The 14783-nt window shown below is 62.1% G+C and carries 12 protein-coding genes; 7 read left to right on the plus strand and 5 right to left on the minus strand.

Annotation, left to right across the window (positions count from 1 at the left end; all coding sequences use genetic code 11):
• Positions 1 to 82 precede the first annotated feature (82 nt).
• Entirely contained in the window at positions 83 to 817 is a 735-nt protein-coding gene (locus ACN9MX_RS04090; RefSeq protein ID WP_363825662.1) for a host attachment family protein, read from the minus strand.
• Here ACN9MX_RS04090 and ACN9MX_RS04095 point away from each other — a divergent pair.
• Both ACN9MX_RS04095 and ACN9MX_RS04100 read left to right on the plus strand, forming a co-directional pair.
• Positions 743 to 1252, plus strand: a complete 510-nt coding sequence (locus tag ACN9MX_RS04095; protein WP_363826620.1) for an NUDIX domain-containing protein — start codon at positions 743 to 745, stop codon at positions 1250 to 1252. The genes ACN9MX_RS04090 and ACN9MX_RS04095 overlap by 75 nt on opposite strands.
• Before the next feature lies 1 nt (position 1253).
• Positions 1254 to 1697 carry a potassium channel family protein gene (locus ACN9MX_RS04100; RefSeq protein WP_363734894.1) on the plus strand — a complete coding sequence of 148 codons (444 nt, stop codon included), beginning with the start codon at positions 1254 to 1256 and terminating at the stop codon, positions 1695 to 1697.
• 94 nt (positions 1698 to 1791) lie between these two features.
• On the opposite strand, the gene ACN9MX_RS04105 is transcribed toward ACN9MX_RS04100, so the two are convergent.
• The 4 genes from ACN9MX_RS04105 to nhaA all read right to left on the minus strand — a co-directional run bounded on the left by ACN9MX_RS04105 (position 1792) and on the right by nhaA (position 7810).
• Positions 1792 to 3039, minus strand: coding sequence for an MgtC/SapB family protein (locus ACN9MX_RS04105; RefSeq protein ID WP_363825665.1), 1248 nt, complete (start codon positions 3037 to 3039; stop codon positions 1792 to 1794).
• A gap of 45 nt (positions 3040 to 3084) precedes the next feature.
• On the minus strand, positions 3085 to 4839 hold the full coding sequence (locus tag ACN9MX_RS04110) for a chloride channel protein (RefSeq protein WP_363825668.1): 1755 nt from the start codon (positions 4837 to 4839) through the stop codon (positions 3085 to 3087).
• Positions 4840 to 5316: 477 nt separating this feature from the next.
• Complete coding sequence (locus ACN9MX_RS04115; protein WP_426387229.1) at positions 5317 to 6615, minus strand: chloride channel protein; 1299 nt, start codon at positions 6613 to 6615, stop codon at positions 5317 to 5319.
• Complete coding sequence (nhaA, locus tag ACN9MX_RS04120) at positions 6608 to 7810, minus strand: Na+/H+ antiporter NhaA (protein ID WP_414714614.1); 1203 nt, start codon at positions 7808 to 7810, stop codon at positions 6608 to 6610. Before nhaA ends, ACN9MX_RS04115 begins: the two co-directional genes overlap by 8 nt.
• A 150-nt stretch (positions 7811 to 7960) precedes the next feature.
• On the opposite strand from nhaA, the gene ACN9MX_RS04125 reads away from it, so the two are divergent.
• From ACN9MX_RS04125 to ACN9MX_RS04145, 5 genes are all read left to right on the plus strand, one after another.
• Entirely contained in the window at positions 7961 to 9523 is a 1563-nt protein-coding gene (locus ACN9MX_RS04125; protein ID WP_363825671.1) for a DUF389 domain-containing protein, read from the plus strand.
• 569 nt (positions 9524 to 10092) lie between these two features.
• Positions 10093 to 11373, plus strand: coding sequence for a CmpA/NrtA family ABC transporter substrate-binding protein (locus tag ACN9MX_RS04130; protein WP_363734885.1), 1281 nt, complete (start codon positions 10093 to 10095; stop codon positions 11371 to 11373).
• A 14-nt stretch (positions 11374 to 11387) separates the two neighbouring features.
• Positions 11388 to 12344 (plus strand): nitrate ABC transporter permease, encoded by a 957-nt coding sequence (gene ntrB, locus ACN9MX_RS04135; RefSeq protein WP_363825673.1) that lies wholly within the window; start codon positions 11388 to 11390, stop codon positions 12342 to 12344.
• Between the two features lie 14 nt (positions 12345 to 12358).
• Positions 12359 to 13162: an ABC transporter ATP-binding protein gene (locus ACN9MX_RS04140; protein WP_363734882.1), complete on the plus strand. Its 804-nt coding sequence runs from the start codon at positions 12359 to 12361 to the stop codon at positions 13160 to 13162.
• An 80-nt stretch (positions 13163 to 13242) separates the two neighbouring features.
• Positions 13243 to 14520, plus strand: coding sequence for an alginate export family protein (locus ACN9MX_RS04145; protein WP_426387230.1), 1278 nt, complete (start codon positions 13243 to 13245; stop codon positions 14518 to 14520).
• The last annotated feature ends 263 nt before the right edge of the window (positions 14521 to 14783 follow it).

Genomic DNA, 14783 nt, shown 5'->3' on the forward strand with positions numbered 1-14783 from the left:
CCGTGATGCAGCCGGACTTCTCGCCTAGCTGCCCCGAATCGAAGGGGCAGGGGCGTTTCCAGGGATGGGACATGGGGCGCGGTTACTGTGACGGCGTCCAGGCACCAACCAGTTCGGCAATGTGGGAGGTTGGGTGCCCGGCCAGATTCTTGTCGATTTCGGCTACGAGCTTGTCCTGTGTCGCACGGTCATAATGGTGGCGCAGGGTGGACAGGGTGGAGGGAGGCGCTACGACAATGATGTCCCCATCTTCCTTGACAGCCAATTCGGCGAGAGCGCCGGCGGCTTCCACCGCGAACCGATCTTCCTTCTGCTGGTGTAAATCCGCTTCCTCATAGGTACTGCGCTCCGGGCCCGCACTCGAATAACTAACACCTGGCGCATCGGTGCGCTGCTCGCGATTGGCTGGATTATCGATCGTGCGATGCACCAGAACCTTCAGTTCTGGGCAGACGGCGCTCCCTTCGTTCTTCAGCAACAGCATCTTCGCGCCGTCGACGATCAACAGGATTGTGCCGGAAGCTATTTTCATGGCTTTGCCTTTCCTGGCGTGGATTGCCGGTGGCTGGCCGCATATCCGATCGTGAATCGGCGGCCGACGCCACACCTTTCGCACAGCATCGCGCAAATGACCTGGACCGCGATATTGGGGCTTTTCCGTATGGCTTCCAGGCACGCCGCGGCCATGATGACGTGAAGCGGAGCGACTCCCTGCAACAGGACATTGAAAGCAGCGAATATGATGGTAGCGCAAGAAAGTGCAGGGCTGCTTCCGTATCGATGGCACGGTGGGGCCCTCCAGGTTTTTCTCGTTCATCCAGGAGGGCCTTACTGGCAGCGAAAGGATGAGGGGGCATGGCAGATCGCCAAGGGCGGCGCCTTGCCGGGGGAGGCCCTTCACAACGCCGCACTGCGGGAGTTCGAGGAGGAAGTCGGTGCGCGGCCTGCCGGCAATCCGTGGCCACTCGCACGCCTGCGTCAGGCTGGCGGGAAATGGGTGGAGGCTTACGCCGTCGAGGGTGACCTTGATCCCGCCGATCTTGCCAGCAATGCGTTCGAAGTCGAATGGCCGCCCCGAAGTGGCATCATAGGTTCCTTTCCCGAGATCGATCACGCCGCTTGGTTTTCGCTAGCCGAGGCGCGCGTCAAAATACTCAGGAGCCAGGCACCGTTTCTGACGGCTCTCGAACAAGCCCTCTCCCGAAGCGAGGATGCTGGCTCCTCGCGGACTATCCGAGAGGGATCGAAGTAGGATGAGTTTGACGACGCAATTGGCGATCGCGACTGCCATGGTGGCGACGACCGTGCTGATTCATTTGGTGGGACTGGCGGGATTGCTGGCGATCCTGCGGCGCCACCGCCACGCATCGCAGTTGCTCATCGCTTCTTTTGTGAATGGAATAGCGATCCTGCTCGCTGCATTTGGGCTTTTCGCGTTACATGCCGTGGAAATCTGGCTCTGGGCGGCTCTTTACCTGCTATTGGATGCATTTCCCAATCTGGAGCATTCGCTGTATTTTTCCACCTCGACCTATGTGACCATCGGCTATGGCGATGTTGTTTTGCCGGTCGGTAGCCGAATTCTGAGCGTGATAGAGGGTGCGAACGGCATTATTCTGATCGGCTGGTCCACCGCTTTCTTCTTTTCCATTGTGGATCGGCTGAAGCTTCTTGAACGGTATCTGGAGAAGGGCTGAGGGGAGGCATTGAAGGCCGCGGGTTGACGCAACTGTGTGGCGACGGCGTTCCATGCATGGCCGTTCCTTCCTGTAATAGGCGTGGCGTGGACGGTCAGCCGATGACAATCCAGACTGCAAGGCTCGCTGCCGCCGCTGCAAGAGCGGCGAATAGTGGTATCGCGGCCCTCATGCCGCCTTGCCCCCAACCGATGACCACCGTCATGACGCCTTTCGCCAGAGTGTTGGCTAGAACCGCGCCTCCGAGTATGAATCCGGCGGTTTGATCGTCGATTGCATGCGGGGGGAGCCCGGCCATGGTCATCACGGCTGCATCGACGTCCGACACGCCGGTAAGGGTGAGAACGAATGCCATGCCCTTTTGGCCGAAATGTTCCAAGGCCCAACGCGCGGCAAGCGACAATCCCGCGACAAGGGCGGCCAGCATGAGCGCGGGGGTGAAGCCCAGGGGATTGGCGACGGCTACGCCGTTGCCACCCTTGCCCTGGGCACGCCAGGCAGTCAGGGCGAAGGCGACGGCTACAAGCGTCGCCGGCGCCATGGTCAGTACCAGAGACGGTAAGGCGCGGGGAACGAGAACGAGTGCCACCAACTGCACCCTGACGAACATCACGATGGATGCCACCGCAATTCCGGCCGTCAATAATCCTCGGCCATCGGGTTCGTCGCGCAGCCGCCTGGCATAGTCTGCGGTGACGGCGGTGGAGGACACAATGGCCCCGGTGAGCGCCACCAGCAACACGCCGCGGTCGCGGCCAAAGCGCCTCGAGATGGCATAGCCGGCGAAGGACAGCCCCATTACGAAGACGACGACCATCCAGATTTTCCTGGGGTTCCAGGCGTCGTAAGGACCGTAAGAGGCATCCGGCAGCAACGGCAGAATGATGAGGGATACCAGCAGGAAGCGGGACACGCCCTCGATCTCGCTCTCATCCATTCCCCGGAGCAGAGTGTGCATCGATTGCCGTGCGCTCAGCATCGCAAAGATCGCCGCACCTATGGCCAAGCCCAGGGCGGGCGAGAGGCGCGTCGCGCAAAAGCCCGCTCCAAAGGTCAGCAGGCCCGCCAGCGTAGTCGTGGCAGACAAATGATCCTGATCGGCGCTTCGGTTGTAGCCGACCGTCAGCACAGCCGAGACTCCCAGGGCAAGGGCAGCGGCGACCAAGTCGGGGGAAAGGCCACCGAGCCCACCAAGCAAACCGATCAGCCCGAAGGTACGAAAGCCCGCGACCCTGCGCCCCTTGCCGAAATCTCGCTGCGTCCAGCCGCGCTCCATCCCTACAAGCAGGCCGACTGCAATCGATGCGATCAGGGAGAGATAGGGGTGAGCGATATTGAACATGAGTTTGGCTAGCCTAAGCGCTGTGCCAAGAGCGTGCCTGCAACATCAAATCTCTCCGAACAGAGCCCGTTGCGATGTCTCGATTTCCTCGAAATATCGCCGTCTTGCATGCTTTTCGGTCAATAAACCCAAGACCTTGCCGGACGCATCGACCACCACCAGTTCGTCAGCCACCCATTGGTCGAACAGGTGCAAAATCTTCTGTATGTCGGTATCCGGACTGAGCGTAGCCTCGCGCAGCACTGCAAGCTCGGTTATTCGCGTATCTTCCTCAATCTCTGGCGCATAGGCTGAGGGCGTCGGTACGATTCCACAATATTGGCCGTCCTGGTTCACAATCACGGCCTTGCTCGCGGAGCCGAGCGGCACTCTGCTCCGAAACTGGGCCACGGTGCAATTCTCGTCCACCGAAATCCAGTCGCGACGCATCATGCGCGCGGCCGTCAGGTTTCGCACCCAGCCGATATCGCGCGGACTGCGAATGCTTGAACCGCGCAGGTGAAGTCTCCAGGTCGAGAAGGAATAGCCGAAAAACTCCCGGGTCATCGCGCTCGACAGCAAGGAAGCGGTCAGCACGACAGCCATCAGACCGAAATCATGGGTCGTCTCGAGCATCAGCAAGGCCAGGGTCATTGGGCCGCCGACGATCGACACGCTCAGCCCCGCCATGCCTACCAAGGCTGCATCTCGGGGATTGAGCGAGAACCCAATTGCCGACGCATTGACCGCGCCAGCGAAAATCTGCCCTACAAGGGCGCCCAGGAAAAGCGATGCGAAGAACAGGCCGCCCCGGAAGCCGAAGCTTAAGGAAATCACCGATGCGGCGATCTTGAGTGCCAATATGAGCAGCAGCAGTCCGAGTGCAGGTTGCAGGACAAGGTCCAGATGCAACGCTCCATGCCCTGCTGACAGCGTTTGCGGCGAGCCCAGAGCGAGAGGTATCAGGAGCAGACCGCCGACCAAAGGTCTCCATCGCCCCAGCCTCCGCCAACCCTGCGCCCGCGCCTCTGCGAAGGTGACGAGCCGCATGATCATGATCCCCAACAAGGCGCATAATATGCCCAGCAGGGCGAACAACATATAATCCGCTGTGGAGATCACCCTGTCGGCAGTTGTTGCGATCAGCCAAGGCTCCACCCCCATCGCCCGTGACACGGAAACGCCCGCCAGAGCGGCCGCGATTACAGGCGCGATCGCCGAGGGCGTATAATGGCCGATGACGATCTCGAAGGCATAGAAGGCACCGGTCAGCGGAGCGCCGAACGCAGCCCCGATGGCCGCCCCTGCGCCTGCGCCCACCAAAGTGCGCAGATCATTGCGCCTCAGTTTTAGCCATTGACCCAGTAATGATGCAACGCCGCCGCCCAACTGGGCAAAGGCCGCCTCCAGCCCCACCGACGCGCCCATGCCGTTGGAAATGATCGTCTGGGTGGCGATCACAAGATTGTCGGTCGCCGGAATGCGTCCCCCATGAAGGGCATTCGCCTCGACCACGTCGATCGGCTCCCTTTTACGTCCCCTCAACAGCAGGGCGAAAGCCATCAACATCAGCCCGCCCAATGGCAGCGCCAGCAAGCGCCAGGGGTGGTGGATCGTTTCCAACGCGCTCAGTCGATTCACCGTCACGCCATAAAATATGCGCTGTAAACCATGGGCCAGCCATTGCTGAGCATTGGTCGTCAGTCCCGCCGCGGTGCCCGCTATGACGGCCAACAGGATGAAGGCCGCCTCGCTTTCGCGCAGGCGTCGCCGTTGCCTGATGGTGAACGACCTGAAGAGTGCTTGCCAGTTTCGCCGCATTGTCACCATAGGTTCCGTGGTCGGTCCAATCCGGGCCGACGAGGGCATTGCGCCCATGCCTCGCTCAGCGCAAGCTTGGAAAAAGCAGATGTCAGCAGAACAATTGACGGACCGGGGGTGAGGCAAGATTGCCCTGTAGCTCTTGTCCTGCGCGGCAAAGCGGATCGATCATCTTCGGCCAACCTAGCCAACCGCATATTGCATTCGGAGGGTGGTTGGAGCATTGGGATGCCTTCGGGAAATTGAATATGGTCCGCCTTATGCTTCGGCTAACGTGGGAGTCTTTTTTCCCCCGGCTTCTCATCATTCTGCTGCTGGTTCTGGGAAGCCTTGCTTTTCGGCTGTGGCTCGGTCAGTGGGATCCGCCCAACCGGTTCACCTTTTCCAGCTTTTACATGGCGGTTGTGCTCTCCAGCTATTTTTTGGGCGCTGCTGAAGCCATCCTCACTTGTCTTCTGTCGGCGAGGGCATCAGCTCTCAGCGGGTGCCCCCACCGCCAGTCTCAATGAAACGCAGCGACATCTGGTGGTAAAGCCGCTTGCGGCAGACAAAGGGAGCCACAAAATCGGCTACCAGCGCGGAGGCCAGGAGCGGCATCATGAGGCCCCGGCTTGCGGTTGTTTCCGAAATGATGATGACAGCCGTAAGGGGCGCCCGCACCACACCCGTGAAATAGGCTACCATCCCAAGCAGGACGATCGCTCCGGGTGGATAGGTCGGAAAAATGCTTCGAAGCACATCTCCAACGCCCGCACCGACCGAGAGCGAGGGGGCGAAGATACCGCCGGGAAGGCCCGATACCGCCGTCGCAAGTGTCGTCAGGAGCTTGGCCGCGCCGAACCAGATCGGGACGTCCGAACCGGTGATGATCGCGTGCGCCGTGGAATAACCAGTGCCCCAGGTGAGGCCCGTCAGGACGCCGGTGACAGCGACGATGCAGCCGCAACATCCGGCGAATATGATGGGTCGCCGGCTCATCCGTGCCAGCGGCCGCCAGGACGTGTTTCCTACCGCCAGCATGGCGCGGGAAAAAAACGAACCGAGCAGGCCGCCGAGCACACCGGCAATAGGTGCGGCCACCAGTGCTTCACGCACACTCAGCGTCTGCTGCATGGCGCCGAAGTAGACATAATCCCCGGCAAGGCCCAGGCTGACCATGCCGGCGATCAGCACTGCCGCCATCACCAGGAGGGTCATCCTCTGCTCATAGGCTGCGGCCAGTTCCTCGATGGCGAAGGCGACGCCCGCCAAAGGCGTGTTGAACGCCGCAGCGACGCCCGCCGCGCCGCCGGCGATATAGACCGAAGCCCGTACCGGGATCGCCAGGAAACGGTGCGCATATCCCATGATGGAAGCTGCGATCTGCACCGTCGGCCCCTCTCGGCCTACCGACGCGCCCAGCAGCAAAGTGCAGATCGTGAGAATGAATTTGGCGATCGCGGTTCGCGCGGAAACCAGCCGATCCATGCCCCGCTCCGGATTGCGGGTCGCTGCGATCGTCTGGGGTATGCCGGAACCGGTGGCGGCCGGTGCGAACCGCCTCGTCGCCCAGACCAGCCCGGCAAAGCCCGCCGGCGTGATCAGCAGCGGCGCCCACCACCAGCGCGCCACGACGGACAGGAAGACATGATTGGCCTCGTCGGCCAGACGCGCGAATGTCAGCGCGACAAGGCCGATCAATATTGCCCCGCCCAAGAAGGCTGCTCGCCTGCGCCAGACGGTCGGCCGCAGGCCGTAGAGGCGCAGGCGGGCGCGCAGGCGCAAGGAATTACGCATCGGCCATGCTGCCTTCTTTGCGCGGCGATCCGGGCGCGAGCCGCAGGAGCAGAAAACCGGCGACCGCAGAAAGTACCGATCCGCCCAGAACCCCAATCTTGACCTCGTCGGACAGAAGCGGATCGCTGAACGCAAGGCCGCCGATGAAGAGGCTCATCGTGAAGCCGATGCCGCAGATGAGAGCGAGGCCATAGACCTGCAGCCAGGTAGCGCCTGCCGGCCGGTCTGCTATTCCCAGGGCTACCGCCCCCCGGATGCTGGCGAATATTCCGATCTGCTTGCCCAGAAACAGTCCGGCACCGATGCCGAGTGGCAGTGGCCCCATGATCTGCTCCATGCCGACGCCGGCCAGCGATACGCCGGCATTGGCGAAGCCGAACAGGGGCACGATCGCAAATGCGACCCAGGGGTGCAGCCGGTGCTCAAGGCGATGAAGCGGCGATTCTGCGTCGTCCGGGGCCCCTGGCGACGTGCGGATGGGAATGGCCAGCGCCGCCAGAACCCCGGCTATCGTCGCATGGACCCCCGACAAGAATACCGCCAGCCACAAGGCCACGGCCAGCACCATATAGGGCCAGAGCTTCTTCACGCCCGACCGGTTGAGGATCAGCATCGCGCAGAAAAGAAGCGCGCCGACCAGCAACGCCAACCCGCTGATCCCCTTGGTGTAGGCAAGCGCGATAATCAGAACCGCGCCCATGTCGTCGACGATGGCAACGGTGGTCAGCAGCAGCTTGAGCGACGTTGGCGCGCGCTTGCCGAGCAGGGCGAGCACACCAATGGCAAAGGCGATGTCGGTCGCGGCCGGGATCGCCCATCCGTTGGCGAGTCCCGGCGTACGACCGGCAATCAGCAAATAGGTTATGGCAGGGATCGCCATTCCTGCCGCCGCCGCGATTACGGGCAGCCAGCGGTCGCTCCAGTTCGACAGGCTTCCATCTATGAACTCCCGCTTGATCTCCAGGCCGACGAGCAGGAAGAACAGCGCCATCAATGCGTCATTGATCCAATGGAGCAACGACAGCGGGCCCAGATGGACGTGCAGACTTTCGAAATAGACCTCTGCCCATCTGCTGTTGGCAAGGATCATCGCGAGCAGCGCCGCGAGGATCAGAAGGATACCCCCGGCCGCCTCGGTCCTGAGAAATTCGCGCAGCGCCGAGCGGGGGCGGTCGAAGGCATCAAGCATCAGCATGGTGAAACCCGATAACGGCCCTTGCCATGAAATGTCCAAGAAAACCGGGCCATATAGTGAGAAAAATAGCAACTCTGGGTCTGAATCTGGTTTTGAATGCGGCGGACGTTATAGTTGCTCCATGCCGGAAACGGCGCGTAAGGGGACTTCATGACAGCGCAATTGCAAGGCCTCGCACAATTTGCCGATGAGCGGCTGGAACGGGTCGCTCTTTATCGTTGGTGGCGTCGTGCGGTCGTAGGGCGGGTCGAGCATGAGCGGGTGCTGGAACGGATTTTCGGCGATAGCGCTTGGTCGCCCCGCTATGCCTTCATGACAATGATGTCGGCCGGGATTGCGGTTCTCGGATTGCTTCTGTCGTCGCCGGCGGTTGTCATAGGCGCCATGCTGATCTCGCCGCTGATGAGCCCCATATTGGGGCTGGGTTTCAGCCTTGCACTGTTCGACTTTGGGGAGATGCGCCGCTCGCTCATCGCGCTCGCCGTAGGAAGCATCGCGGCTGTGCTCTTCACGGCGCTGATCGTCGCGCTTTCGCCGCTTCAGGCGCCGACCGCCGAAATCATCGCGCGCACCCGTCCCAATCTTTTCGATCTTGCCGTCGCCCTTTTTGCAGCGCTCGCAGGCACCTTCGCGATCATCCGCGGTCGCGGGGACACGATTGTCGGGGTTGCCATTGCAACTGCCCTGATGCCGCCCCTGGCCGTGGTCGGCTATGGCCTTGCTACCTGGAATATGCCGGTTCTGGGCGGCGCCGTCGCGCTGTTCGTCACCAACTTCGTCACGATCGCCCTGTCGGCCACCGTGATGGCCCGCTATTATGGCTTTGGTCACCATCTATCCAGTCAGCAGAGCTGGACGCAGACCATCATATTGCTGTTCGTCTTTGCGGCCATGGCGATCCCGTTGGGCATTTCCCTGAAACGGATAGCGACCGAAGCCGTGACGACCAATCAGGCGCGCTCCTATCTTTCGGATCGCTTCGGTTCGAACGCGCGCATCACACAGCTTGATCTGGACTTTGATGCCCATCCGCTCCTGGTGCGAGCCGTGGTGATCACGCCGCGCAATCAGGCGAAGGCCAATGACATCCTGCAATCCGAGCTGGAGCAGCGCCTGGGAAGACCGGTCCGCCTGCGGCTGGATCGGGTCCTGCTGGAACCTGGCGCGGGCGCCGTCGATGCCCAGCGCGAAGAATTGCGCCAGGCCAGCGAGACGGCGGCTCTGGAAACCACACGCGTCAATATGGTCATCCAGTCGCTCGCCCTGTCCGCGGGCGTCTCGACCGATCAGGTCACCGTGGATCGCGATCACCACCGGGCCAGCGTAGCGGCGGCTCCGCTCCCTGGTGCGACGCTTGCGACCTATCGAGCGCTGGAGGCGCGTGCTTCGGCGCAGGTCGAAGGTTGGGAGCTGGCGATCATCCCGCCGCAGTCCGACCTGCCGATCATAAGCTTTGCGGATAATAGCGACACGCTCGACAGCGTGGCTCGACAGGCGGTGCTGACGTCGGCATGGGCCGCGCGGCGGTGGAATATGCAGGCGCTCTCCGTTCCGGCGCTGCCTGAAACGGATACCGACAAACCCAATCTTTCGGAACGGCGCGCTCTGGCAATCGGTGGGTTACTGCGGGAAAATGGCGTCAGGGCCGTATCTCGCGCGCCCGCAGGACAGGCATTCCGTCTGCTCCCCGCGCGGACAGAGGACCTTCCTTGACACCCAGGCGGGCCTTCGCCCCGCCGTCACGGTGACAGTCAGTGCGGTGCCGCTCCCATTTCCACGCCCATCTGGGCGACGCGGTGCTCGGATGAGCGGCTTCGCAGGACGTTGTGAAGATCGCAAAGGATGTCGCGCCGGTGTTTGCTCCGCGATGCCTGTCGAAGCCGCGACCGGACTAATCTCGCCGCGTTGACGGGACATGGTGCCCGATGCAGAAGGCTGCGAAGAAGTTGCAATTTGTGCAATGCAAAATTTTGCTTGCGACTCAGGCGAATCAGTGACAGCTTCATAACGGTCGAGGCAGGGGCGCTTCGGCATTCAGGCTGAACCCACCGATGACGGCTGGGGGTCGGCCCGGTTTCTGAAAAACCGACATGGCAAAGATGCCGCCTGGACAGGGTCAGATGACCTTCGTTCCGGCGGCTTTTTTATTGGTTTTTCACCGGCGGCATAGGTGCTGCAGGGCGGCTTTCGACATCGATTTTCGTGTGCTGGATCTTTTCCGACGATGACCAGTCGCGTGCCGCCTCCAGCGATCACGATCAACAAGGAAAGGACATTGGGGAATGGCAGAGGGGGATAATCAGGATGGCGTCAGTCGCCGTGGGCTGCTGAAGACCAGCGGAACGGCGGCGGTGCTTGCTGCTGTGCAGCAGGCCTTTCCATCAGGGGCATTCGCCGCAGGTGCGGGACCGGAAGTCACCGGCGCCAAGCTGGGCTTCATCGCGCTGACCGATGCTGCGCCGCTGATCATCGCCAAGGAGCTGGGCTTCTTCGCCAAATATGGCATGCCTGACGTGCAGGTGGCGAAGCAGGCGAGTTGGGGCGCGACGCGTGACAATCTGGTTCTGGGTTCCGCCGCCGGCGGCATCGACGGGGCGCATATCCTGACGCCCATGCCCTATCTGTTGACGCTGGGCGCAATCGGCAAGGCGACGCCGATGAGCATCCTCGCCCGCCTCAACGTCAACGGCCAGGCGATTTCCGTTTCCAAGGAATATCTGGGCGCCAAGGCGGACCAGAACGCCGGCAAGATGAAGGGCGTGATCGCGCAGCGCAAGGCGGCGGGCAAGAAGATCACCATGGCCATGACCTTCCCAGGCGGCACTCATGACCTGTGGCTGCGCTATTGGCTGGCGGCCGGGGGGATCGATCCTGACAAGGATGTCGAGCTGATCACCGTGCCGCCGCCGCAGATGGTCGCTAACATGAAGGCAGACACGATGGACGCCTTCTGCGTGGGCGAGCCGTGGAACGACCAGCTCGTCGCGCAGCAACTGGGCTACACGGCGGTTTCGACCGGGCAGATGTGGATGAACCACCCGGAAAAGAGCTTCGCCATGCGGTCCGACTGGGTCGCGAAATATCCCAGGGCCGCCGTCGCGATCACGGCGGCGATCATCGAGGCGCAGCGTTGGGCGGACAATCCCGGCAACATCACGCGCCTTGCCGGAACGATTGCCGGGCGCGATTATCTGAAGTGCCCGATCACCGACATTGCCGACCGCCTGCAGGGCAATTTCAACATGGGGGATGGACGCAAATTCCCGAACGCGGCCTTCAAGATGAAGTTCTTCGCGGGCTATGCCTCCTTCCCGTACAAGAGCCACGATCTGTGGTTCCTCACCGAAAACCAGCGCTGGGGGAAGCTGCCCGTGTCCCTCGACACCAAGGGGGTGATCGGAAAGGTCAACCGATCCGACATCTGGCGGAAGGCAGCGGCCATGCTGGGCGGCAAGGGCCCCGCCAGCGACAGCCGCGGCGTCGAGAAGTTCTTCGACGGCAAGACCTTCGACCCCGCCAACCCCAAGGCCTACCTCGCCAGCCTGGCGATCAAGCGCGCCTGATGAAGGAGATCAGCATGGCATCGGCATCGCCCGGCAAGACCAATGGACCGTCGGCTTCGACCGGCGGGTCCGCCACCGAATTGGGGGTCATCCTGCCCTATCCCGAGGAAGCCATTGCGCGCCGGAGCTTCGAACCCGTTGCGGCGCCGGTTCATCCATTGATCCGCAGCCTCAGGTCAGTCGCCGCAAACGTCACGCCGACGCTGCTGATGGTCGGTGCCCTGCTGGCCTTCTGGCAATTGCTCTGCGGATCGCTGGATGCGACTTTTCCCAGTCCGCTCAAGGTCTGGCAGGAGAGCCATGACGTCATCGTTCACCCGTTCAAGGGCGTGGAGATCGGCCTTACCCATCTCAGCATCCAGGACGGCGGCGATGTCGGCATTGCCGGCCATGTGCTGACCAGCCTCGGCCGCGTGCTGATCGGCTACAGCATCGCGGCGGTGATCGGCGTAGCGCTGGGCATATTGATCGGACAGAGCGTGTTTGCCTTCCGAGCGCTCGACCCGCTGTTCCAGGTGCTGCGCACCGTGCCGCCGCTGGCCTGGCTGCCGATCAGCCTTGCCATTTTCCAGCAGGCGCAGCCGTCCGCGATCTTCCTGATCTTCATCACCGCGATCTGGCCGATCATCCTGAACACGGCGGTGGGGGTGCAGACCATTCCGGCGGCCTATCGCAACGTGGCCAAGGTACTGGCGCTCAATCCGGTCGAATATTTCGCCCGCATCATGCTGCCCGCCACCGTGCCACACATGTTCACCGGCCTGCGGATCGGCGTCGGCATGAGCTGGCTCGCCATCGTTGCTGCGGAAATGGTGCAGGGCGGCACTGGCGTCGGCTTCTTCATCTGGGACAGCTACAACAGCTCGCTCCTCACCGACACCATCGTCGCGCTGATCTGGATCGGCATGGTGGGCTTCGCGCTCGACCGGATGGTCGCGCTTGCGGGCCGCATCATCGGCCGCGCGGGCTGAAAAGGGGGATTGGCATGAAACAGCGCAGTTATCTCGCACTAGAGGGCATCAGCGTCGAATTTCCGACCAGGGCGGGGCGCTTTTGTGCGCTCGACGGGATCGACCTGGAGGTGGACAAGGGACAGTTCGTCGCCCTGATCGGCCATTCGGGCTGCGGCAAGTCGACCTTGCTCAACGCCGTGGCGGGGCTGGTCAAACCAACGCGAGGCGCGATCTTCCTCGACGGCGAACTGGTCGATGTGCCCGGGCCGGATCGCGCGGTGGTCTTCCAGGACCACAGCCTGCTGCCGTGGCTCACGGTCGAGGAGAATGTGCGCCTGGCGGTCGACAAGACGGCGGGCGGCAAGAGCAAGGCCGAGCGCAAGGATTGGGTGATCCATAATCTGGAACTGGTCCAGATGGCCCACGCGGCGGGCAAGCGGCCCGGCGAACTGTCCGGCGGCATGAAGCAGCGCGTCGGCATCGCCCGCGCTATCGCAATGAACCCCCGCGTGCTGCTGATGGACGAACCGTTCGGCGCGCTGGACGCGCTGACGCGGGCGGCGTTGCAGGATGTGGTGATGAATTTGCAGGCACGGCTGAACAATACCGTGTTGATGATCACCCATGATGTCGATGAGGCGGTCTTGCTGGCGGACAGGGTCGTCATGATGACCAACGGCCCGGCCGCCCGCATCGGTGAGGATCTCACGGTGTCGCTGGCGCGTCCCCGGAACCGGCTGGAGGCCATAGATACCGTCGAATATGCCGAAGCGCGTTCGGCGGTGATCCACTTCCTGCATGAGCGCTATCGCAATCCGGCGACGCTCGCGGCCTGAAATCAAAGGAACAATCGGGTTTGGAGAGGCTGCCCTGAAAAGGCCCAGAATAGCCATCGGGAGCAAATGAAGGGGGATTTATGAAGAAGGTTTATTTCCTGTTGTCGGCGTCGGCACCGATAATCGGTCTGTCCGCGGCCGCTGCGCAGGCGCAGGAGGTCGTGTTCAAACCGATCGTGGAAGCGCGCCTGCGCTATGAGACGGTCGATCAGGCCGGCCCGGCGCCGCTCAGCAGCAGCCGGGATGCCAATGCCGTGACAATGCGACTGCGTGCGGGGGGCGAGATTTCGAAGGGCCCCTGGGCGCTGCTGGTCGAAGGGGAAGGCACGCTGGCGATCGATGAGGATTATAACAGCGGCGTCAACGGCAAGACGCTCTACCCCATCGTCCCCGATCCGGAAAATGTCGAGGCCAACCGGGTGCAGATCCAGTATCGCACCAAGCCGCTGATCGTGACCGTGGGGCGCCAGCGGATCAACCTGGACGACCAGCGTTTCGTCGGCTCCGTCGCATGGCGGCAGAATGAGCAGACATTCGATGCCGTGCGCGTCGAATATATGGGCGTGAAAAACCTGAAGATCGACCTGAGCTACGCCATTTCGGCGCGCACCATCTGGGGCATTGACGGGGGCAAGTTCGGCTCCGTCAACCGGCCGACGCAGATCGACGGCGACGATATTTTCGCGAACATCTCCTACAAGACCAAGCTTGGGACGCTGACCGGCTTTGCCTATCTGGTGGACGAGGATGAGGCCGTGGCCGCGCTGAGGCGCAATAGTAGCCAGACATATGGCGTCCGCTTCATGGGCGCGCAGCCGCTGACGAAGAAGGTGAAGCTCAGCTACCTCGCCAGCTATGCGCGGCAGAGCAACTATGCGATCAATCCAGTCGACTATTCGGCGGACTATGCCACGGCGGAACTGGGGTTGGATGTTGCGGCGTTCAAGCTGACGGCCGGCTATGAACTGTTGGGATCGGATGCGGGCGCGACCGGTATCGCGGGCGGCTTTGCCTTTCAGACACCCTTCGCAACGCTTCACAAGTTCAACGGCTGGGCCGACAAGTTCCTGACTACACCCGGCACCGGCCTTCAGGATTATTATGCCGGCATCGCCTATACCGTGCCGAAGGTCGGCAAGGCCGGGCCGCTCGTCGCCTCCTTCATCTACCATCATTTCAGCAGCGACCGGCTGTCGATCCATTATGGCGACGAATATAATGCGCAGATAACGCTGAAGCTGAACAAGCATTTGAGCGCGCTCGTCAAATATGCCGAATATGATCGCAAGGGGATCGCCAGCTATGCCGGCGATGCCGACACCAGGAAGTTCTGGGCGCAGATCGACTACGCGCTCTGATATCGCCTGTCCGGCGTGAATGCCGGTATCATGAGCCATCGCTGCCGACCCAGGGTTGGCAGTGATGGTTTTTGCTTTGCAGGCGGCTGTTCCGGGCGGTCGGCTGTTCCGGCACCGGACGCAAGGATAAGCCGGGGCGCCGCCAGAAGGGCGTGCCTTTAGGAACGGGAACTTCGGAGCTTCCCCTGTCGTTCAGCATGCAAAGCCAGACGACGGAGGACCGACTATATGGGCAAGGGCATTCTGCTGTGGCTGCTGGGCGT

Source organism: Sphingobium sp. R-21, assembly GCF_049913335.1.
Classification (GTDB): domain Bacteria; phylum Pseudomonadota; class Alphaproteobacteria; order Sphingomonadales; family Sphingomonadaceae; genus Sphingobium.